We start from the raw sequence: 20,015 nt of genomic DNA on the forward strand, positions 1-20,015 counted from the left end.
GTGTGTCTCTATTCATTCGCCTCCGGCGGCAGGAAATCGACGTCATGCTCGGCAGAAATTCTCACCACGGCCTCAACGTCGGTCAGCTCATGCAGCTCGTCGAACAGCTCTTTCAGCTTCCCCGCTGGCGAGACCCAGAAGAGCGCTTTTGCCGGTTTGTCAGACTTGTTGAAATAGCCATGGGGGACGCCCTTGGGCATGCGCACAAGATCGCCCGCCTTGGCCTTGGTCCAGACGCCATCCAGTTTCAGATCCAGCACACCTTCCTGCACAAGGATGAACTCGTCCTGGGTCGGATGAATGTGAACCGGCACAAACTGACCAGGCTCGGAATTGGTCTCAAAGGCAAAGGTCGTTTCGCACCATGCCTTGGTGTAGTAAGTCTGGCCAAGGATATTCAGCTTTGTTCCTTCGCCCTCTTTGGTGATGCCACCTTCTAATTCTGGCATTGTCTTTCCTCCCTTAAAAATTATCTCATCCTGCCTGATATTGCGGACAGGACGCCAAAAAGTCCCCATAGGCCTTATGATCCGGATATCCAAATTGCTCAGCCAGTGGATTGGATCGTTTCGTTTTGCCAGCGCCCATATCTGTAAGCAGCTCATCGAAATGCTTGAAATGGAACGGCGCAGAACATAGGCCACCATAGATCTGCGCGGCGGGGCGCTCATGGCGCTTCCAATGCAGCATCATCTCGATATTGTCATTCATCGCAGCTGCATCGGGCTGATTGGCCAATTGCCCATCCGCATAGCGCACCAGCCAGTTTGCAATTAGTTCGGCAGACAGCACGGTGCAGAAGGAGGAATTGAAGCCAACAAAACCCATGTCCGGCAGATCAGGATTGACCGACAGTCGGTAGGCGCGATATTGCCCATCGCTTTCAATCAGCTTGTCCTTGAATTCCTGCGGCAGATAAGGCACGCCGAGCTTCCACCCAACCGCAAGGATCGAGACATCCGCCTCCACCTTTTCTCCGCCCGTCATATGGATGGTCTTGCCATCATAGTGATCATAGGTGCCTTCGATATTCTTGATCGTGCCTGCCTTCAGCCCCTCATAAAGCCCAGGGGTGACAATCGGAACGGAACAGGACACATCTCTCTCAATGGGAATTTTCGGCACCATCCCAAATTTCTTCATGCCGAGCTGAACCTTCAGCAAGGTCTCCAGACCCCGAAAATTCAACCAGACAAGCGGCTTGAAGATCGCCCCCAGAAGCTTCTGAAAAGCTGTTCGCCCCCACGCATTGAACTGCTGTTCCTGCGCGCGGATATAGAGCAGATGCTTGAAGTTGATCCCGCCGATGAAATAGGGCACCCGCCAGACCGGCTCCAGATAGACCCAATGCACCGATTTGGCCCCTTCATTGACGGCATTCACGGCAATATCCGTTGCGGATTTTGAGCCGCCCAGCACCACAACTCTCTTTCCTTCTACTGCGGACGGATCGACATATTCGGACGAATGCATCACCTCGCCACCCGCCGCTTCAAAGCCGTCCTGACCGGGATGACTGATGATATTCTTGTCCGAGAATTGCCCGGTTCCGACGACAACAAAGTCGAAATCCTCGGTCCAGCACTGACTGCCCGCTTCCAATGTCAGTGTCCAGCCGGGCTGGTTGTCGGCACGGCGATCCATGGACAAGACATTGGTATTGAGCTGAAACAACCGAGGCAGATCATGCTTCTTGGCGTAAGAGTGCAGATAGGCATGCACTTGCGGCCCCTTGGGCCATTCAGGATAATCATCCGGCATCGGATGATCGGTATAGCAATAGAGATCCTTGGGCGATTGCGTCTGAACGTCCGGATAGGAACGGCTGAGCTCCCAAACGCCTCCGAAATCATGGCTGCGCTCAAACCCGACGACACGGTGCCCCCGCTCGTCGAAAGCCTTGGCAGCGGCAAGGCCGGAGACCCCGCCACCGATGACAGCCACCTTTTTGCGCTTAATCATGCTGGCCCCTTTTATTCTGCGTCCGGTGCAGGTGGCAGGAAATCCACTTCATGCATCGCAGACAAACGGACCAGTTCTTCAGGATCCGTCACGCCATCCAGCGCGCCAAACAGATCAAAGAGCTTGCGGGACGGGGCCACGCCAAAGACACAGGTCGCATCAGCGCCAGAGCGGTTGAAAATGCCATGAGACTTGCCCATTGGCATGCGCACCAGATCGCCCGGCCCGGCCTTATGGACCGTGACATTGCCTTCGTCATGGCCGAACTCGATCTCGAGATTGCCGCTCAGAACGTTGATCCATTCATCCTGTGTGGGGTGAATATGCGGCGGCACAAAGGTGGTGTCGGGGATATGGGCATGCCAGACAAAAGCATTGGGGCTGTGAAGCTTCGGCGTATAGGTATGCCCCACCACATTCCAGGCCTTCTCTCCAATATGGCCATCGCTCGGCGTAATTCCCTTGTCCATGTAACTCTCCTCTCTATGGTCTTTTTTTTTCTCTTCAGAGCGCTCTGTCAGACGCATCACCAGCCCTCTCCCCCTCCCAACCACCCGTTATCGTGCCATCAAAGGTGGTTGGGAGGGGGAGAGAGCTTGGCTCGGAACTGCCAGACCCTGAAGCTTGAAGACAGTCTGAGGGCAAATGCCCGGAAATCTTTATCCAGATTGCGAGTCAAAAAGCTTTAAGCTTGAAATATATTTCTTTTGCTATACGTTTTTTCCCTATGGTGAGCCGTGACACATTGCTAAAAGGGCACAATGTCTTGCAGACGCGCGAGCTGGATGAAGCACGCGCAGCAGTCGCCGAGCGCTATTGCGATCATCAATTGACCATGCTGTCGGGGCGCGATGCCAAGGTGGTCTATAACCATGTGCGCGGAGAGCATATCTCGCTCAATGTGCTGGAATATGGGGCAGAGGTCGCCATCAATCCCGGCGAATTGCAAAATTTCTATCTGCTGCAACTGCCCCTGTCAGGGGGCGCAAAAATCATCCATCGTGGTGAGGAAGTCCATGCCAGCCCGCAGAGCGGTACGCTCCTCAACCCGGACCGCCCAACGGACATGATCTGGCAGCGCGATTGTCGCAAACTGATGGTGCAGATCGATCGGGCTTTTCTGAAACAGGTAGCCTATGAGGAAATCGGTGGCACCCTGCCGGGGCCAGTACGCTTTGACCCGAAGGTGGATCTGAAAGGCCAATCCGGGCGACGATTGCTTGCCCTGTCCGTGACCGCCGCGCGCGCCATTGAAGCGGGTGATATTCTCTCCACCTCGCAGGATCTGAACTTGCTGGCGCTGGAGCGGCAATTGGCCGTGACAATGCTGGAAACCCAGCGTAGCAATATCTCTCATCTCTTGAAAGAGCGGACCGATGTGAGCTCCACACATCTGCGCCGTGCGGTCGAATTCATTCGCGCAAATTATTATGACACGATCACGCTGGAAGACATCGCACAGGCAGCACAAGTGCATCACCGCACCTTGCAAACTGCGTTTCGAGAGCAGCTGCAGATGTCGCCAATGCTGTTCCTGCGCAATGTCCGTCTCGACAATGCACGCTTCCACCTCCTGCAACGGCATAACCGGGCCAGCGTCTCCGAGATTGCCTATGATTGCGGCTACAGCCATCTCGGCCGCTTCTCCCGCGACTTCCGCGACCGCTTCGGACATGCCCCCAGCCAAACCCGCTGACCTCCCTCGACAGCCAAATTCTCGAAGTGTCATGTATGGCTCGGTCTTTGCGCAGTGCACAAGACTCAGATACCACTAATCTCAAACTGGTGCGCAATCTGCGCCCTATAAGGAGCTTACTTCATGTCCCAGACCACCACGTCCACGGGGCGAACCGGATACCAATACCTCTGCTGATACCCAATGCCTTTGCTTGCCTGAACAAAGAAACTTTATACTTGGAATCAATCAGCTCGATGCGCTCAGCAGATCGGTTTTGCTAAGCGACCCGCCTAAAAAAATCATTCTCAAGTGTCAGCTCCCCGATTTTGACATGAAAAGCTTCAACGTCAACTGGTTCCGGCTCAGGAGCTGCAGTAACTATCTCAAAAATATCACCAGTACCTTCAAGCAGGTGGTTCCACCATTAATTGATCTGGTTGGGGTGGAGCAGGTTCATCCCTAGATAGGTTTCAGGCCGTGACATAATTTAACCGGGCGAGTTGAAAATGGAGGCAAGCCCCCCACATTCAACGAGTATGAAATATCGGAGGTGGGACATGACAGCAAAATCTATTTTAGTGGGGGGATTTTTTGGGGGGCTTGCTGTGGCCCTTGCAATCACCATGTTACCTCGAGTTTGGAACCCTGATACGGATTATGGCCAAGACCTACCAAAGAAGAGTATTTTAGCCGCCCAAACCATCCAAAATATCGACCACCAATTCGGAGGTGCAACCACAAAAGGAATGGCCTTCATGGTCGTAAAAGATGGCCAGGTACTCTATGAGCGCGGAGAAACTGACCGGTTGATGAATGGCCATTCAACACGCAAAGCATTTCTTAGTTTGCTATACGGCATTGCTGTTGAGCAGGGCCTGATTGATCTCGATAAATCCTTGGCTGACTTGGCTATTGATGAAGCCACTCCACTAACGGATCAGGAAAAAACCGCAACCATCCGGGATTTGCTTATGGCGCGGTCTGGAATCTATTTGCCAGCCGAAGGTGAGCATGATGAACAGTTAACGCACCGCCCGAAACGAGAGCAGCACAAACCAGGGGAATATTTTTTCTACAACAATTTTGACTTCAATGCCTTGGGAACGATTTTCATACAGGAAACGGGGCAATCTATTGGGCACTTCATGACCGAAAACCTAGCCAAACCCTTGGGAATGCAAGATTTTAATGCAAATAACATCGTTATGGGCGATCCTTGGTTTATGCCAACAAATGGATCCTTGCATGACATGTATTACATGTATCTGAGCGCCCGTGATTTTGCCAAAATTGGTGCGATGGTCGCAAATAAAGGTGCATGGAATAACAGGCAGATTGTCCCGCGCAGCTGGATCGACATCAGTACCGCGCCGTTGAGCGATCTTTCTCTTAGCTCGGTTCCCTATAAACGATATACCGCGTCTGGCTATGTCTGGATGATTGATGAAGATAAGAAAACCATTTGGACCGATGGCTATGGTGGTCACTTTATGTTGATCGATATGGAACGCAATCTGACAATAATCGAACGTAATTTCACAGGTAATTCTCTTCTTAGTACCGGAATATGGTTGATGAACCCAAACCGTTTAGGCCCTGGAGCGGAAAAGGTCCTTGCTACGCATAATATTCTTGTTAAGGCTCTGGATCAGTAGTCGATTTGCCAATGCAAATAGCCAGAACCCCTAAATATAATATCTATAAGTGCAGAACAATATGCATGATCGAATGTTGTCACAAAAGCGTCTCCGCTTTGTTCCTTGCGTCAAAGCAACTAACGATTGAATATGTTCATTCGATGTAGTGATCCCTCGACGAAATTACAACGATCAGGTGCCAACAGACTTCATTCAGGAAACCATGTGTGGTTCACCCCTTTTGGAGTGAACCAAAACAAAAAGCCCAGCCGTGCTGCTCAGCAGTCGTCACCGTCGCAACTTGAACACATCGCTGCAGGATGGTCTAACACGCGCATGTATGAAACCGGAGTGTGAAACTTGGAAGCCGACTTTCTGATTGTTCTGTTCGTCCCGCCGCTCATCGCTCTGGTCTGCAGTTTTTATGCAAAAAGCCGCGCAGCCTTCTAGTTTTTTCTTCCTCGCAATGAAATATACCTTAAATCAGTTCCTTTATCGATCAGCCGCAAATAGATGGATATAGTCACTAAAGGCGAACAGGCGATTGCGGTGCTGGCCGGTTATCTCAACCAGGATGCCGTGTTTTGCCAAATCTGCGATGAGCGAAGAGGCCGTGTTCGCGCTGCCCCCAATCAGCGCTGTTACAGCCTTCACATCCACAACGGGTTGCTGATAGAGATATCGCACCAGATTTTGTGCATTTTCCTGACGTCGTGTGCTGAAACGAGGAAGAACCTCACGCTCGATCCTTTCTTTCAAAGCGAGGATATCCTTGAAGACGCTGATCGAAGAGCGGGCCGTTTCCTGTACACCATGCAAGAAAAATATCAGCCATTGCCGCATATGATTGCCTTGCCGAACCGCCATCAGATGATCCACGTAGGCTGTTTTGTTCTTCTCGAAATAGTCGGATAGATAGAGGGCAGGCTTCTGAAGCAGACCTTCGGATGCGAGATAAAGAGAAATCATCAAGCGACCCAACCGGCCATTGCCATCCAGAAAGGGATGAATGGTCTCAAACTGGTAATGCGCAATAGCAATCTTGATCAAAGGAGGAACAACAATATCAGGATTGTTGAGAAATCGCTCCATGTCGCCCATCAGATCTGCAACATGGTCATGGTGAGGCGGAACGAAGATCGCATTTTTAAGGCTGACCCCAATCCAGTTCTGGCTTTTGCGGAACTCGCCTGGCATCTTGTGCGTTCCTCTTACGCCCTGAAGCAAGACAGCATGGGTTTCTCGCAAGAGACGATTGGATAGTGGAAGCCTTTCCAACCCCTCAATAGCATAATTGATAGCCTGAATATAATTCTGCACCTCTCCCCAATCATCGCGAGCCTCGGGACTAAGATCTTCCGCTCCCTTGAAGGCGTCCTCAATATTGGTTTGCGTTCCTTCGATACGGCTGGATTGCATGGCTTCCTTCGCGACATACATTTTGACGAAGAAGTCGATATCCGGGATAAGTTGAGCAAAGGCATTCAACTCTCCCAAAGCACGGTCCGACTGCCCAAGAAGCTGAACAATCTCAGGATCAGATATGATCCAATTGTGATGGATAGGTTCTGGCAGAAAACTCTTATAGTCTCGCTGCGCTTCCAGGCGACCTGATTTGAAATGAGAGAGATCCATATGTCAGAATCCACTGCGTTTTCTGAAGTATTACTATTTTTATGTCAGAATCAGATCAATATGCAATATTTATATCAAAAACTTCTAATTTTTTTGACATAAGAGATGTCATATCTCAGAAACATACCCGAGTTTCATTCCAGACTGCGTTCCTCAAAATTGCTTCAGACATCATGCAAGCGTCTTTGGATAGAGAGAGACCATGAGGCATTGTGCCATGACTTGGACACATCATTGGCGAATGATCCAGAACGCAAACACGAAACCGGAGTGTGAAACTTGGAAGCCGACTTTCTGACTATTCTGTTCGTCCCGCCGCTCATCGCTCTGGTCTGCAGTTTTTATGCAAAGAACCGCGCAGCCTTCTGGATCTTGCGGACAGGATCCATCTGGTATCTGGTCACCGCGCTGATCCTGCTCATGGTCGAGAATGATTGCAGCAGCAATTATTTCTCTTACAGAAATTGCCAGACGATCCCGGACAGCGTGATTGAAATTTATAGCGCCTTCTACATTCTCAACCTCCTATCCTACGCCTTCATAGCCCCGGCCCTTGCGCTCATCGCGCTGGGCCTGGAGATCTATCACCGGCGCAAACAAGCGAGCGATGACACCCCGGCAAGCGAGACAGAGCCAGTCAGTTAAGCGTCTGGCTGGTCAGGCTCAGTCACTTCAAGTGTCCTGACCAATATCCGCACTCGCGCCCGCAGTCGGGGCGTCGAGACCGCCGCCTATATCGAAGAAATGTTCGCCATCGGCCACGACGACGCCAACCGCGCCGTCTTCGCCCAGCATGGCCCGGACGAGCCAAACACCGTCGGCATAGCCCTACGCGCCGATAAAAAGATCGTCGACAAAATCACCAAAGGCGCCAAGATGCATGGGTAGGTATAGATGGCCTAACATCCAAGGCATACCTCAAATTAACTGGGAACTGCATATTAAGGCATATACAAGCAAAAATTATCTCAGATAGAATTGAGATTGTGAGGAAAAAATGTGCCTGAGTGTTTACCTTGGATCTCACAGAGCTCTTGAAACAATGGATGTTCCGGACGGATCACTGGGTATCGAGCAAGCGATCTGGACCCCACCACCCTTGAAGACGTTTCCTTTTATTTATTATCTTGGCGAAAAAGCAACAGGAGCCCTTTTGGGGTGCTCTTGTTTGCTGGCGCAAAGCGTGACTTGGAACGAGAGAGGACCAAGTATCCATATGGACAATTCGCTAGACCACAATAATCTTTGTCCCTTTGCAACTCTCCGATCCTACGTTCTATCTGCATTGCAGAGTAACAAACAGGTGGCCTTGGTATGCGACGATTCTGGTGGAATAGAGCAAACATGTGAAAGTGATGACTACGATCACTCCATTATTAGCATCGACATGATTTCATCTGAAAGTTACTTATTTGCCGACCCAATTGGCTCATTTCCATGGCGCGTTTTTTACATAGCTGTGCCCGGAAACCAGGTCCGAAACCCGAACGTCAAAACACCCACATTGAGCAATAGAAAACGCTTCTATAGCTCATAAATATGCTATAAAATGAGTTATAGAAAAGGATCCTATAACTCATGACGTGGAATTGGCAAAAATCAGATTGGCCTCACTTTCGCTGGGACAAAGCCGCTCTTGAAGAGTTGGAGGCGCGGTTTTTGCACCAGTCGGGCATATTGCTTGGCACGCTCAAACATATGAACGATGAGCAAAAGCAAGGCCTGACGATCGAACTCATTTCGACCGAAGCCATGAAAACATCCGAGATTGAGGGAGAACTCCTTAACAGAGAGTCTGTTCAATCGTCTATTCGACGCAATTTTGGCCTGGCTCCTACACAGACCAAAACAAGCCCAGCCGAGCAAGGCATTGCCGATATGATGATCGATCTCTATCAGAATTTCGATCATGCCTTATCCCATGAAGCTCTGCATGCATGGCACAAGATGCTGACGATGGGGCGACGCGATCTGCGCGATATTGGCACCTATCGTACCCAAGAAGAGCCGATGCAGGTTGTTTCAAGTTCCTTGCATGAGCCTGAAGTCCATTTTGAAGCGCCCCCTTCTGCACAGATGAATGCAGAAATGGATCAGTTTATCGACTGGTTTAATCATAGCAATAAACTGCCCGCCCTAACGCGCTGCGGCCTTGCTCATTTATATTTTGTCTGCATTCATCCTTATGAGGATGGCAATGGCCGTATTGGGAGGGCGATTGCAGAAAAGGCGCTTTCGCAAACTCTCAAGCAGCCGACATTGCTTGCACTCTCACAAACCATTCAAAAGAACCGCAAAGCCTATTATCGCCACCTTGAAATCAATAACAAGGAACTGACAGTCACGGACTGGCTGGTTTATTTCGCGCAAACAATTCTTGAGGCACAAGAAACCTCACAAACCTTGATCGAGTTTTTGCTGGCAAAAACACGCCTCTATGATCGGCTACGCGATCAGCTGAACCCAAGGCAAGCCAAAGCCATTGCCCGCATGTTCCGTGAAGGCCCAGATGGCTTCACGGGCGGTTTGAGCGCCGAGAACTACATCACCATTACCGACACAACACGGGCAACAGCAACGCGTGATTTAAAGGATCTGGTCGAGAAAGGTGCGCTGAAACGCACCGGAGAGCTCAGATATACACGCTATTGGCTGAACATAGAGGAAGGCTCTCGGTAAAGATCGTTTACATTCAGACCCTCTGCAAAACTCGCTCGGCCCATCACTTCCGCCTTCCAAATCCTGCCCCAATGGCGCATTATCAATGGCTTAACAGCATAGGATATTGATGATGAATACAGCCGTGGATGCGTCCATTCCTTCTTCGATTGCCGGTGATATTGGCTGTCAGCCAAAGCAGGTGATTGCGGCGATTGAGCTGATTGATAATGGCGACACCATTCCTTTCATTGCGCGGTATCGAAAGGAAGTGACCGGCGGCCTGGATGATGTGCAGCTGCGCAAGCTTGATGAACGGCTGACCTATTTGCGCGACTTTGCCAAGCGCCGCGAAAGCGTGCAAAAAGCGATTGCAGAGCAAGGCAAGCTGACCGACGATATTCTGGAGCGCCTGCGCAAAGCCACCACCAAGGCAGAGCTGGAAGACATTCACGCACCTTTCCGCAAGAAGCTGAAAACCCGTGCCCAGAAAGCCATCGATAACGGCCTGCTGCCTTTGGCCGATGCCATTCTGGCACAATCCAATCGCGACCCGGAAGGACTGGCACAATCCTATCTGAGCGCAGCTGTGGCCGACGTGAAAGCCGCGCTGACCGGCGTGCGCGATATCCTGTCCGAGCGCTTTTCCTTACACCCCGACACCGCCGCCAAACTGCGCCCCGTTGCCAAGCGTACCGCCATGCTGAAATCAAAAGTCGCGAAAGGCAAGGAATCAGAAGGGCAAAAGTTCGCCGACTATTTCGACCATAGCGAGAGCTGGGCCAAAGCCCCCGGCCACCGCGTGCTGGCCATGCTGCGCGGCGAGGAAGCGGGCTTCCTGTCCTTTGGCATTGATATCGAAGAGGACGCTGCCCTCTTTGCCAAAAACACCATCAGTAATGACAACAGAGTGCCAAGAGGCAACGGCTTTTTGGAACAGGTGGTCGACTGGACCTGGAAAAACAAATTCTCCAAGCGGCTGGTCTCGGAAATGACAGCCGAAGTCCGCGAGCGGGCCGAGAAGGAAGCCATCGAGGTCTTTGTCACCAATCTGAAGGCGCTTCTGATGGCTGCCCCCGCCGGCATGAAAACCACCATGGGCCTCGACCCCGGCATTCGCACCGGCGTGAAGGTGGCAATTGTCGATGCAACAGGCAAGCTTTTGGCCACCAGCACGGTCTATCCCTTCCCTCCACGCAAGGATGTGCAAGGCACCATGGCCGAGCTGGGCGCACTGATCAGACGCCACAATGTGGAACTGGTCGCCATCGGCAATGGCACCGGCTCGCGCGAGACCGATGCCCTGATGGGAGATCTGCTGAAAGAGCTGGCTGGCAACAAACCGACCAAAGTGGTGGTCAGCGAGGCGGGCGCGTCCGTCTATTCGGCGTCCGAATTCGCCTCCCGCGAATTCCCCAACCTCGATGTGTCCTTGCGCGGTGCGGTCTCCATTGCCCGCCGCCTGCAAGATCCACTGGCCGAGCTGGTTAAGATCGACCCCAAGGCCATTGGCGTTGGCCAATATCAGCATGATGTGGACCAGTCCCGTCTGGCCAAGGCGCTGGCCGGTGCCGTGGAAGATGTGGTGAATTCGGTCGGCGTCGATGTGAACACCGCCTCCCCTGCGCTGCTGTCTTATGTGGCAGGCGTCGGCCCGGCTTTGGCCGAATCCATCGTCAATTATCGCGATGCCAATGGCGTCTTCAACAAGCGCACGCAGCTGAAGTCAGTGCCAAAGCTTGGGCCCCGCGCCTTCTCGCAATGTGCTGGCTTTTTGCGCATCAATGGCGGCGCGGAACCACTAGATGCCTCTGCCGTGCATCCGGAAGCCTATAAGGTCGCCAAGCAGATTGTCGCCGATTGCGGCCGCGATTTGCGTGACATCATGGGCGATGCCAACAGCCTGCAAGGGGTTGCTCCCGAGCGCTTCGTGACCGATACATTCGGCATCCCCACCATCAAGGATATTCTGGACGAGCTGCGAAAGCCCGGCCGTGATCCACGCCCGGAATTCAAGACGGCCAGCTTCAAGGAAGGCGTCAACGAAATCTCGGACCTGCTGCCCGGCATGCGACTGGAAGGCACGGTCACCAATGTCGCCGCCTTCGGTGCCTTTGTCGATATCGGCGTGCATCAGGATGGTCTGGTGCATATCTCGCAACTGGCCGACAAGTTCGTCGATGATCCGTCAAAGATTGTCAAAGCTGGTCAGGTGGTCCGCGTTGTGGTTCTCTCCGTCGATGAAAAAGCCAAACGCATTGGCCTGTCCATGAAATCCAACCCTGAAATTGGCGAGCAATCCCGCGGTGGCAGAGGCGGGCCCAGAGGTGATCACAGAGGTGGGCCCAGAAACGCACCAAGAGGCGATCACAAGCCTTCGCACCGCCCAAAGGAAAAGCCCAAAGGCATGAGCCAATTGGGCGAAGCCCTGGCCAGGAAATATCGCAAATAGGGCAGATGAAATAGAGCGCGTCCTGCAAACCGTTTCAAGTTTTTGCAGGGCGCGCAGTTGCATCCTCACTCAAGCAAAAGGGTGGAACCACTCGATAGCACATCCAATGGCAACGCGCCGTGTTCATTTTTCGCCATCAGCTTTGCAATGGGTTCAAGATACAAATCATAGGTCGTGTGATGAATGGCCAGGACTTGCGCGGGTTTGATGGCCGCAGCGAAAGGCAACAGGTCCTCCGCCTCCATGCTGATCTTTCCCAATGGCCCAGTTGTGCCAACCCCGCCCATATGGGCAACCATCAGATCCGGAATACCCATGGCAGAGGTCGCTTCAACCACCTGTTTGGTCCCAAAGCTATCGCCTGTCCAATAGAGGGAGCGTGACCAATCCCCTTGTGAGAAGGTGATCCAATAGCCATTGCCCTTGCCCAGAATTTTTGCGATTTCCGGATTTTCCGAATGGAAGGCTGGCAGAGCCGTGATCTCGACCTTGCCATTGCCAACGACAAAGCTCCGCACCTCGCCCCAATCCATCGGATCAAGCGCAGTAAAGCCCATGTCGTTGATCTTCTTCACATCAAAGGGCGGCAGGATGAAGGGTACATCCTTTGACAATTCCCGCGCAGCCCTCTGATCGAAATGATCCTCATGTGCATGACTGAGAATGACATGATCCGGCACTTTCAGTTTGGCACGTCGCAATGGTGTTCTGCGCCCATGCGGTTTGACATTGGGCCCCTTTGCAAGATCAAACATCTCATTGGGGTCGCCCATGACAAAGGCTTCTTCCCCTTCGCCAAAACACGGGTCGGTCAGGAAGGTAAGGCCATTGAATTCGAGTTGCATGGTTGAGGCACCATGCCAGGTCACTTTGATCAGGGGAGTGGAAGAGGAAGCTGCCCCTGCCTTGGCAGAGCCAACACTGCCCCCCAGAACAATGGCACCCCCGGCACTTTTGAGAAATGATCGACGATCCATCCGACTGCCTTTCATGGTTGAGTTAAACACTTGCTTGACAGATGTAGCAGTCAGCTTTAAGCGAATAAATCAGCCAATATTGAATTCAGTAGCCAATAAAGCTGGATAATATGAATCTGTTACAGATCGAAACCTTCCTCGAAGTGGCCAAAGCTGGCAGCTTCGCCGCCGCCAGCAGGCGCATGTCGCTGCCATCCTCCACCGTAAGCGCACGCATAAAGGCCTTGGAGGATCGGCTTGGTGTCACGCTCTTTCGCAGAACGACCCGCAAGGTGGCGCTGACCAGCGACGGGCAGCATCATTTCGAGATCTACAACGAAGCATTCGAACTCATCTCCAGTTTGGAAGCACGCTCTGTGCGCTCAGAAGACTTGACCGGACACATAAGACTGACAGTTCCAGTCGATTTCTCCATGCCGCGCCTGGCACGCATGCTGGGCAACTTCTCAAACCTTCACCCATCGTTGAAGCTCGACATCATCGTCACTGACGCGGTTCTGGATTTTGTGGATCACAATATCGATATCGCCCTGCGCGGCCGCGCACCGGGAACCGACAGTCTCATTTGCCGCCAATTGGGTCAGGAGAAACTCGGCTTTTTCGCAAGCCCCGACTATATCGCCAAACGGGGCGCAAAGCTGATGGAGGCAAATTTCGAAGGGTGCACGCTATTTGACCCATTCTTGCAGGCGCACAAATGCGGTGATCTGACAAAGAAAAGCGTGCCTTCCTTGCTTCAAACAGAAAGCAAGGAGCTGAGCAAGGCGATGGCGGTTCAATCGCAAGGGATTGCTCTTCTTGCACAATCCCTTTGTGAAAATGAGGTGCAATCTGGTGAACTTGTCGAGCTGCCCTGCGAAGGAACCCTGCCCGACCTGCCGTTATATCTGGTGATGCCAAGCAAGCGACTTGTTCCCCAGCGGGTCAGGGCTCTGATAGACCATCTGGTAAAGCAAAACCGCATCGAGCCACATGATCCTGCCAAGGAAGCAATGGAGTGAGGCGACAAAAGGATTCATAAGAACCTGCATCTTCTTTCCAAGGCGCAGGCTCTTTTCATTCTATCAGGGTCAATCCTCTATTCGCCGCCCTCACCAATGGCCAGAAAAGCCTGATGGGTCTCGATATAGGCCGGGCGCTCGCGAAGGCGCCCGATATAGGCGGCGACCTTGGGAGAGGGTTCGAACAGTTTGAAGGTCATGGAGAAATCCAAAAGCCCGCCATAGACCACGTCAGCAGCGCTGAACTGATCACCCAAAATCCAGCCATTCTCCGGTGTCATGGCTTCGATACTATCCATCACACGAGCCATATCGCCCCACCCGGCTGTGCTTGGCTTTGGGTGTTCAAACCCGGCAGCGGCCAAGGTAAAGGCTGGCTCGACCGTGCTGCCCGCAAAGAAGAGCGCGCGATAATAAGGCCCACGCAGGGGAGACCCTGCCTCCGGTGCCAAGCCTTTTTCCGGATATTTATCCGCCAGATAGGCGCAGATCGCAGGCAGCTCTGTCACCACCGTCTCACCATCCACCAGCACCGGCACCTTGCCCATGGGGTTGAGCCTGCGAAAGCCCGCCTCTTCATTCTCACCTGCATCAAAATCGATGATGACCTGCTCACAGGGGACATCCAGCTCCTTCAACATCCAGTTGGTGGTGATGCCTCTGCTCATGGGATGGAAATAATGCTTCATGATCAAAAATCCTTTGTGCCAATTCTCGTTGATCCTATCACAAGCCCGTCACAGGCTCTTCTGACCCGCAGCTATATTGATAAATATGCCATTATTTGGCACATTAAAATGCATAATCAAAAATCATCTGAACATGAGAGCCTGATTTAAAAGTCCTGGCCTAGCCCTCTCCCCCTCCCAAACCGCCCACAAGGGTACCATATCGGGTGGTTGGGAGGGGGAGAGGGCTGGTGATGCGGCCTAAAAGTCTCGATGAGAGACTTTTAAATCGGGCACTGACATCGAAATGGCAAAAGGATCACGATGCAGACATCGTTTGATAAACGAATGGAGAGACGTACCCGCCTGCTCGGTCTGCTACGATCAGAAGAGCATTGGACGAGTACGGACTTGCGTGAGCAATTGGGCATCAGCCAGCGCACCCTGATGCGCGAGCTTTCTGATCTGCGCGATGCCGGTTACCCAATAGACTCTGACCGGGGACGCGGCGGCGGCATCCGCCTCAATGGCCGCTGGGGGATCGAGCGGCTGAACCTCAGCCATCAGGAAGTGGTGGAACTGATCCTGGCACTGGCGGTGATGGAAAATCTGCAATCCCCCTTGCTCACCGGCAATCTGAAAGCCATCCGCCAGAAGCTGTTTCAAGCCTTCCCGCAAGAGCAACGCAGCAAGGTCAATGAGTTGCGCAAACGCATCCTGATCGGCGACAAAGCCTCAAAGAATGTCGCCTCTTTCTACAAGACACCCGATGCACCCCTGTCGGAGACCATCGCCTCCGCCTTTCTGCAACAGCAATGTCTGGAAATCGATTATCTGTCAGAGGCCTACAAACGCACCACCCGCGTGATCGAGCCGCACTATATCCTCCTCAACTGGCCCGCCTGGTACATCATCGCCTGGGACCATCTACGAACCACCACCCGAACCTTCCGAATAGACCGCATCAAAAGAACCTCCCCGAGGGAAGAGAGTTTCGCACTACGACCCAAAACCCAGTTTCAGGACATCTTCGCCGACTATTTCGAAGCGATTTAGGGTAGGACACAATCAATTAAGGGAATTAGCGTCTGTTAGAGTAATCAACCCCATTCCTTGGCCATGGTGCGATAATATTCTCGGACAATATTCTCATCAAACCACTTTGCCTGTGTTACCAAATCAAAATCTGCAATATCGCCATATTCATCAAAATCAGCAGGGGAGAGTTGGTCAATGAAATTCAGGGTGCTTATCAGAAATTTCTTACCTTCATTCAATACTGGAGAACTTGGTTGATATGCTTCAATATATGGCAAGATTGCATCGGCACTGATCTCTCGTTCTAACCATGTTTTTATGCCGGAAGCTGGCTCATACAACATCTCCAATGTCATACCATTGATGAACGCAAGACATCCTCGCTCGATTAAGTTTTTATATGCAACGGATTCAGCCGTTTCTTTGTCATATCCAATAGATAGAAACTTCCAATAGTCTTGCTTGTAGACGTTACAAGGCATCAAAACATGGACTGGCTCCCCTACATTTTCATCAAAATACAAAAGGAGATCACGGCGTATAAGATGTAAATCCAAATACGAAACCCGAACCTTGTTTCCGCTCAAATCAATTATATAAAAATCACTGTCACTCATTTCAAAATCCAATATTTCACAGAGCTGTCGTAGCCGAGAATGCGATCAAACTTTTAATACCACCAATCCCGAAGGTTTGTTGCAAAAAGGGAAATATGCCATCCGATACCCCCCAATTGCCTGCAATCTATGGGATGGATATATTTTGGGCCATGGTCTCATGAACGAGCAGGAGCAGAGAGCAATGACGAACCCGGTCTTTTATTTTGAGATCCCGGTCATCGATATGGATCGCGCTGTTGCTTTCTATGAGAGCGTGTTTGGGTTCAACCTCAAACGAAAGGTCGTTGATGGATATGAGATGGCCCTCTTTCCCCGTGCAGATGGCAAAGCCGGTGCCAGCCAGCGGGGCCTTGGCGAAGGGCGATGCTTATACGCCGTCTCATGCCGGATGCATCATCTATTTTGACGTAGAGGATATCGACGAAACACTGGCCCAAGCAAAGAACGCGGGAGCGGCCATTCTTTACCCCAAAAAAGACATTGGCGAAGGCGGTTGGGTGGCCGAGATCGAAGACAGTGAAGGCAACCGCATAGCGCTGAATGCCTTCAAGGCTTAATCCATGCCCCCATACTGCGACGAGGAATTGAGGCTTCCAATTTAAACTCCGTTGAACAATATGTGTATTTAAGAAGTTTGGGGTTGATTGAACGGCTCGTTGCAGCCTCTAATTGGAGCGGTCACTATCAATCAGATCGCAACCATGGTGCGAACGGGCTCGGCTTTGAAAAAAATCATCAGTACATTTCTGACGGTTGTTCTGCTGTTTGTCGTCTTCGCACGGCCTCCGGGCATCATGCTGAGCAATGATGCCGACGGTCTGACCTTCGAGATTTGTACCGCCTACGGCATTCAGCTCATCACGCTTCCGTCTGAAGATGGAGAGCCTGTCGAGCCAGTTGATACGGCTTGTGCATTCTTTGCTGCTCAGAGCGCAGCCGTGCTGGACGCTGTACCCTCTCTCCAGGAGAAAAAACTCAATTGGCAATTCTGGGCGCATTTCCCTCAGCATGAAATCGCAATCAAACGGCGCGCCCAAAACTCCAATCTGACCAGAGGGCCTCCTTTGTCGAGTTGAACTCACACTTTACAATTCAACTCACTTTGAGGCTCATCACGATGACCAAATACCAGTTTGCGGCCCGCGCGACCGCAGCAGTGCTTTGTGCGCTGCCCCTTTTCGCTGTTCCTGCCATTGCAGAAACCCATCTGACCATTGCAGTCAAGTCAGACCGTTACAGCATTGCAGACAACAAGTTCACCTTCACCACCAACCGCCCCGCAGGTCAGATTGCCGAAACGGCGGTCATGCCGGATGCCAACTTCAATCCGTCTCCGCTTCTGTTCAAGGATTGGGCCTTCAAAGACGGCACCTACACGGTTACCTTGCAGGATGGTGTGACATTCTCCGACGGCAGTGCGTTCAATGCTGACAATGCCATTGCATCGCTCAAGCTTTACGACAAGAACAAATCGGATTTCCTGCAGCTCGATCAGGACAGCTTCAAGAAGCTGGGCGATTATCAGATTTCGTTCCGTTCCGAGGTGGGCTCAGCCCTTGTCATTGAAAACATGACCCATCGTGGCACATCTCTATTCCTGCCAACTGAGACCATGGCCAAGAACCCAATCGGTACAGGGCCTTATCTGCTCGAAAGCTATGAGCCGAAGAAGCAGATCACGGTCAAGCGCAATCCCGATTATTGGGGCAAAGCGCCAAAGATCGACAAGATCACCTATCGCTTCATCAGCGATGAGAATGCGCGCCTTCTGGCACTTCAAAATGGTGAGGTTGATATCATCGGCGAAGTGACCCCGCAGATGATGCTTTCCATGCCGCAGGATGGCTCTGTGGTTCTGCATGAAAGCCGCCCGATCCGCTATGCAGCGCTGATGTTCAACATGCTGGATAAGGCTCCTTATAATATCACCAGCGACATCAAGGTTCGCCAGGCTCTTGCCTGGGCCATTGATCGTGACACCCTGGCCAAGGTTCTTTATGGCGGCAAAGGCAAACCTGCCAAGACGATCCTGCCTGGCTGGATGTTCGATCTGGGTGATGATCACGCGGATGGTTTCGGGTTTGATCTGAAAAAGGCTAATGTCCTTCTGGATGAAGCGGGTTGGAAAAAGGGCTCGGACGGCATCCGCGAGAAAGATGGGCGTAAAATGAAGTTGCGTCTGGTCGCGGCTTATCCAAACGTCTCCACTGTGAAGCCAATGCCGGAAATGCTCGACCAGATGTTTGCGGCCGTAGGCGCTGAGATCGAAATCATCGAAGTGGATGATAGTGGCGTCTATTACGACAGCTATTTCGATCATGGCCAGGCGGACATGTATCTGGAATATGCGTCCAATAACAATACGGACCCGACCTATCTGCTCAACAATGTCTTCACCACCCATAGCCCGTGGGGATATGACACCACGGCACCTGGTGGCAATGTCGACGAACTGGCAAAGAAATCCCGGGTGGCAGCCACACGTGAAGAAGCGATCGATCTGGTGCGTCAGGCTTACAAGGCCATCGTGGATGAGCATACGTCAACCGTGCCCATTCTTTTGGTTCCAAACTTCACACTGTCCCGTCCGGGTGTGAAGGTTCCCATGTCCGAATATGCCGATTGGATCGGTTATGGCGATGTGATCCTTGAGAAATAAGAGCGAGGGGGCGGCCGCAAGGTCGCCTTGCCTTTGTTATGTTCAGATTTTTTCTCAACCGATTTGGCGCGACATTGCCAACACTGCTGGGCATGTCTTTTGTCGCTTTTGCAATTGTCACACTGGCTCCGGGTGATCCGGTCCAGATGGAATTGCGCGCCATGGGCGTTGTGCCCAAGCCGGAAGACATTGCTGCCATCAAGGCGGAATATGGCTTGGACAAGCCGTTTTTGGCGCGTTACATCCACTGGCTCTGGCGGGCTGTGCAACTGGATTTTGGCACATCCATTGCGACCGGGCGCAGCGTGATCGAGGAAATCGGCCTCTATTTGCCTGCCACCTTGATGCTGGCAATCTCGTCGCTTGTCGGGTCCATTGTCATTTCGCTTTTCCTTGGTGCTCTTGCCATCATGGGGAACCGTCTCACGGCGTCGCTTTTGCGCGCCATCACCATATTGCTGGTCTCCATTCCTTCCTTCTGGCTTGCCCTGATTTTGATCCATGTTTTCATTCTCAATCTTGGCTGGTCTCGGCTGGTCGGTGAAGGGGACCTGAGTGATCTGATCCTGCCGGCCTTGACGCTCAGTCTTGGTGCTGGTGCGTCCCTTGGCAGGCTGGTCTATGAACGGGTGAGAGCTGAAGCATGTGAGGATTATGTCCGCCTTGCAATTGCCAAGGGGATCAGTCCTCTGGGCATCCTGATCAGTCATATCGCTCCCCGTATCATAGGGCCGCTCGTCACCGTCTGGGCCACGACACTTGGCTGGATGCTGGGCGGCGCGGTGATTGTTGAAAGCATCTTTGGTTGGCCCGGCCTCGGGCAGCTCATATTGCAAGCCATTGGCCAGCGAGACTATCCGGTCATTCAGGGCTATCTGGTTCTGATGGGACTGGTCTTTGTCACCACGTCCCTTATCGCCGATCTCGTGGTGGTTGTTGCCGATCCCCAATTGCGACGGAGGCTGCATCGTGACTGAGAGCATGTATGACCATCCTCTAAAAAGGCGTCGGCTTCTGTCGTGGTTCGCGT

The 20,015-nt window shown here is 52.2% G+C and carries 19 protein-coding genes and 1 pseudogene; 13 read left to right on the forward strand and 7 right to left on the reverse strand.

Going from position 1 to position 20,015, the window contains the following annotated elements; genetic code table 11:
- Positions 1-8: 8 nt before the first annotated feature.
- The 3 genes from CRO57_RS12610 to CRO57_RS12620 are packed head-to-tail and all read right to left on the reverse strand — an operon-like array spanning position 9 to position 2,432.
- Entirely contained in the window at positions 9-449 is a 441-nt protein-coding gene (locus CRO57_RS12610) for a cupin domain-containing protein (RefSeq protein ID WP_097153792.1), read from the reverse strand.
- Positions 450-474: 25 nt separating this feature from the next.
- Complete coding sequence (locus tag CRO57_RS12615; RefSeq protein ID WP_097153793.1) at positions 475-1,962, reverse strand: flavin-containing monooxygenase; 1,488 nt, start codon at positions 1,960-1,962, stop codon at positions 475-477.
- 11 nt (positions 1,963-1,973) lie between these two features.
- Entirely contained in the window at positions 1,974-2,432 is a 459-nt protein-coding gene (locus tag CRO57_RS12620; protein WP_097154065.1) for a cupin domain-containing protein, read from the reverse strand.
- Positions 2,433-2,728: 296 nt separating this feature from the next.
- On the opposite strand from CRO57_RS12620, the gene CRO57_RS12625 reads away from it, so the two are divergent.
- Both CRO57_RS12625 and CRO57_RS12635 read left to right on the forward strand, forming a co-directional pair.
- Entirely contained in the window at positions 2,729-3,658 is a 930-nt protein-coding gene (locus tag CRO57_RS12625; protein ID WP_170956079.1) for an AraC family transcriptional regulator, read from the forward strand.
- A 539-nt stretch (positions 3,659-4,197) separates the two neighbouring features.
- Entirely contained in the window at positions 4,198-5,295 is a 1,098-nt protein-coding gene (locus CRO57_RS12635; protein ID WP_170956080.1) for a serine hydrolase domain-containing protein, read from the forward strand.
- Positions 5,296-5,769: 474 nt separating this feature from the next.
- Here CRO57_RS12635 and CRO57_RS12640 read toward each other — a convergent pair whose 3' ends face one another.
- Positions 5,770-6,912, reverse strand: a complete 1,143-nt coding sequence (locus CRO57_RS12640) for a Fic family protein (protein WP_097153797.1) — start codon at positions 6,910-6,912, stop codon at positions 5,770-5,772.
- A 279-nt stretch (positions 6,913-7,191) separates the two neighbouring features.
- Between CRO57_RS12640 and CRO57_RS12645 the strand changes: the two genes are divergently transcribed.
- From CRO57_RS12645 to CRO57_RS12665, 4 genes and pseudogenes are all read left to right on the forward strand, one after another.
- Positions 7,192-7,557, forward strand: a complete 366-nt coding sequence (locus CRO57_RS12645; protein ID WP_097153798.1) for a hypothetical protein — start codon at positions 7,192-7,194, stop codon at positions 7,555-7,557.
- Between the two features lie 18 nt (positions 7,558-7,575).
- Positions 7,576-7,800, forward strand: a pseudogene (locus tag CRO57_RS12650) (DUF2000 family protein); the annotation flags it as partial.
- A 690-nt stretch (positions 7,801-8,490) separates the two neighbouring features.
- Complete coding sequence (locus tag CRO57_RS12660; RefSeq protein ID WP_097153801.1) at positions 8,491-9,591, forward strand: Fic family protein; 1,101 nt, start codon at positions 8,491-8,493, stop codon at positions 9,589-9,591.
- 112 nt (positions 9,592-9,703) lie between these two features.
- Complete coding sequence (locus CRO57_RS12665) at positions 9,704-12,022, forward strand: Tex family protein (RefSeq protein ID WP_097153802.1); 2,319 nt, start codon at positions 9,704-9,706, stop codon at positions 12,020-12,022.
- 65 nt (positions 12,023-12,087) lie between these two features.
- Here the strand turns inward: CRO57_RS12665 and CRO57_RS12670 are convergent, their stop codons facing one another.
- Entirely contained in the window at positions 12,088-12,999 is a 912-nt protein-coding gene (locus CRO57_RS12670) for an MBL fold metallo-hydrolase (RefSeq protein WP_170956081.1), read from the reverse strand.
- A 110-nt stretch (positions 13,000-13,109) separates the two neighbouring features.
- Here CRO57_RS12670 and CRO57_RS12675 point away from each other — a divergent pair, with 110 nt between their 5' ends.
- Positions 13,110-14,000: a LysR family transcriptional regulator gene (locus tag CRO57_RS12675; RefSeq protein WP_097153804.1), complete on the forward strand. Its 891-nt coding sequence runs from the start codon at positions 13,110-13,112 to the stop codon at positions 13,998-14,000.
- Between the two features lie 77 nt (positions 14,001-14,077).
- Here the strand turns inward: CRO57_RS12675 and CRO57_RS12680 are convergent, their stop codons facing one another.
- Complete coding sequence (locus tag CRO57_RS12680) at positions 14,078-14,689, reverse strand: glutathione S-transferase family protein (RefSeq protein WP_097153805.1); 612 nt, start codon at positions 14,687-14,689, stop codon at positions 14,078-14,080.
- Between the two features lie 327 nt (positions 14,690-15,016).
- Here CRO57_RS12680 and CRO57_RS12685 point away from each other — a divergent pair, with 327 nt between their 5' ends.
- On the forward strand, positions 15,017-15,724 hold the full coding sequence (locus CRO57_RS12685) for a helix-turn-helix transcriptional regulator (protein WP_210200855.1): 708 nt from the start codon (positions 15,017-15,019) through the stop codon (positions 15,722-15,724).
- A gap of 44 nt (positions 15,725-15,768) precedes the next feature.
- On the opposite strand, the gene CRO57_RS12690 is transcribed toward CRO57_RS12685, so the two are convergent.
- Positions 15,769-16,323: a hypothetical protein gene (locus CRO57_RS12690; protein ID WP_097153807.1), complete on the reverse strand. Its 555-nt coding sequence runs from the start codon at positions 16,321-16,323 to the stop codon at positions 15,769-15,771.
- A gap of 160 nt (positions 16,324-16,483) precedes the next feature.
- On the opposite strand from CRO57_RS12690, the gene CRO57_RS25380 reads away from it, so the two are divergent.
- From CRO57_RS25380 to CRO57_RS12710, 5 genes are all read left to right on the forward strand, one after another.
- Entirely contained in the window at positions 16,484-16,732 is a 249-nt protein-coding gene (locus CRO57_RS25380) for a VOC family protein (protein WP_425291280.1), read from the forward strand.
- Complete coding sequence (locus CRO57_RS25005; protein WP_244580092.1) at positions 16,620-16,883, forward strand: VOC family protein; 264 nt, start codon at positions 16,620-16,622, stop codon at positions 16,881-16,883. The genes CRO57_RS25380 and CRO57_RS25005 overlap by 113 nt, the downstream gene beginning before the upstream one ends.
- A 99-nt stretch (positions 16,884-16,982) precedes the next feature.
- Complete coding sequence (locus tag CRO57_RS12700; protein WP_141401243.1) at positions 16,983-17,402, forward strand: hypothetical protein; 420 nt, start codon at positions 16,983-16,985, stop codon at positions 17,400-17,402.
- 41 nt (positions 17,403-17,443) lie between these two features.
- On the forward strand, positions 17,444-18,985 hold the full coding sequence (locus CRO57_RS12705) for an ABC transporter substrate-binding protein (protein ID WP_097153809.1): 1,542 nt from the start codon (positions 17,444-17,446) through the stop codon (positions 18,983-18,985).
- 38 nt (positions 18,986-19,023) lie between these two features.
- The gene (locus CRO57_RS12710; RefSeq protein WP_097153810.1) at positions 19,024-19,962 is read left to right on the forward strand and encodes an ABC transporter permease; all 939 of its coding nucleotides are present in this window, start codon (positions 19,024-19,026) and stop codon (positions 19,960-19,962) included.
- The last annotated feature ends 53 nt before the right edge of the window (positions 19,963-20,015 follow it).

Source organism: Cohaesibacter gelatinilyticus, from assembly GCF_900215605.1.
Classification (GTDB): Bacteria; Pseudomonadota; Alphaproteobacteria; order Rhizobiales; family Cohaesibacteraceae; genus Cohaesibacter; species Cohaesibacter gelatinilyticus.